The organism is Arthrobacter cheniae (assembly GCF_003602275.1).
GTDB classification, from domain to species: Bacteria; Actinomycetota; Actinomycetes; order Actinomycetales; family Micrococcaceae; genus Arthrobacter_D; species Arthrobacter_D cheniae.
This window is the reverse complement of record NZ_QZVT01000032.1, coordinates 1-1,648: the sequence shown is the minus strand read 5'-3', so window position 1 is coordinate 1,648 and position 1,648 is coordinate 1. Positions and strand designations below refer to the sequence as shown.

Genomic DNA, 1,648 nt, shown 5'->3' with positions numbered 1-1,648 from the left:
GACGCAGGAAGGTAGCCAAGCCGGGCGATGGTTGTCCCGGTCTAAGGATGTAGGGCAGAACGTAGGCAAATCCGCGTTCTTGTGTTCGATCACGAGTCTGAGATCTGATGGGACCCCCGTATGGGGGAATTTGGTGATCCTATGCTGCCGAGAAAAGCATCGGCGCGAGGTTTTAGCCGCCCGTACCCCAAACCGACACAGGTGATCAGGTAGAGAATACTAAGGCGATCGAGAGAATTATGGTTAAGGAACTCGGCAAAATGCCCCCGTAACTTCGGGAGAAGGGGGGCCCTAACTGTGATGGTGACTAGCTCACCGGAGCGGATCAGGGCCGCAGAGACCAGGGGGAAGCGACTGTTTACTAAAAACACAGGTCCGTGCGAAGTCGCAAGACGATGTATACGGACTGACTCCTGCCCGGTGCTGGAAGGTTAAGAGGACCGGTTAGTTTCACGCTTCGCGTGGGACGAAGCTGGGAATTCAAGCCCCAGTAAACGGCGGTGGTAACTATAACCATCCTAAGGTAGCGAAATTCCTTGTCGGGTAAGTTCCGACCTGCACGAATGGAGTAACGACTTCCCCGCTGTCTCAACCATAAACTCGGCGAAATTGCAGTACGAGTAAAGATGCTCGTTACGCGCAGCAGGACGGAAAGACCCCGAGACCTTCACTATAGTTTGGTATTGGTGTTCGGTGTGGCTTGTGTAGGATAGGTGGGAGACTGTGAAGCGTGGACGCTAGTTCATGTGGAGTCATCGTTGAAATACCACTCTGGTCACTCTGGATATCTAACTTCGGCCCGTAATCCGGGTCAGGGACAGTGCCTGATGGGTAGTTTAACTGGGGCGGTTGCCTCCTAAAAAGTAACGGAGGCGCCCAAAGGTTCCCTCAGCCTGGTCAGCAATCAGGTGGCGAGTGTAAGTGCACAAGGGAGCTTGACTGTGAGAGAGACATCTCAAGCAGGGACGAAAGTCGGGACTAGTGATCCGGCGGCACATTGTGGAATGGCCGTCGCTCAACGGATAAAAGGTACCTCGGGGATAACAGGCTGATCTTGCCCAAGAGTCCATATCGACGGCATGGTTTGGCACCTCGATGTCGGCTCGTCGCATCCTGGGGCTGGAGTAGGTCCCAAGGGTTGGGCTGTTCGCCCATTAAAGCGGTACGCGAGCTGGGTTTAGAACGTCGTGAGACAGTTCGGTCCCTATCCGCTGCGCGCGCAGGAAATTTGAGAAGGGCTGTCCTTAGTACGAGAGGACCGGGACGGACGAACCTCTGGTGTGTCAGTTGTACTGCCAAGTGCACCGCTGATTAGCTACGTTCGGATGGGATAACCGCTGAAAGCATCTAAGCGGGAAGCCTGCTTCAAGATGAGATTTCCATACACCTAGAGTGTGAGAGGCCCCCAGCCAGACCACTGGGTTGATAGGCCGGATGTGGAAGCAGGGACTAAAGACCTGTGAAGCTGACCGGTACTAATAAGCCGATAACTTACACCACACACCCACCCCCACCACGAACCAGGCCACAAGCCCGGAACACGGTGAACCAGGGAGGGTGAAGATCAAAGCATGCTACGCGTCCACTATGCGGTTCCCAACCAACAACAGGAACCACCCCCACCACAGGCACAACCCTCACAAGGGCA

Annotated in this window: 1 rRNA gene; it reads left to right on the top strand. The window is 54.9% G+C overall.

The features are described 5' to 3' along the window. A 23S ribosomal RNA gene (locus D6T63_RS18815) occupies positions 1-1,500 on the top strand; the annotation flags it as partial. Positions 1,501-1,648: the final 148 nt, after the last annotated feature.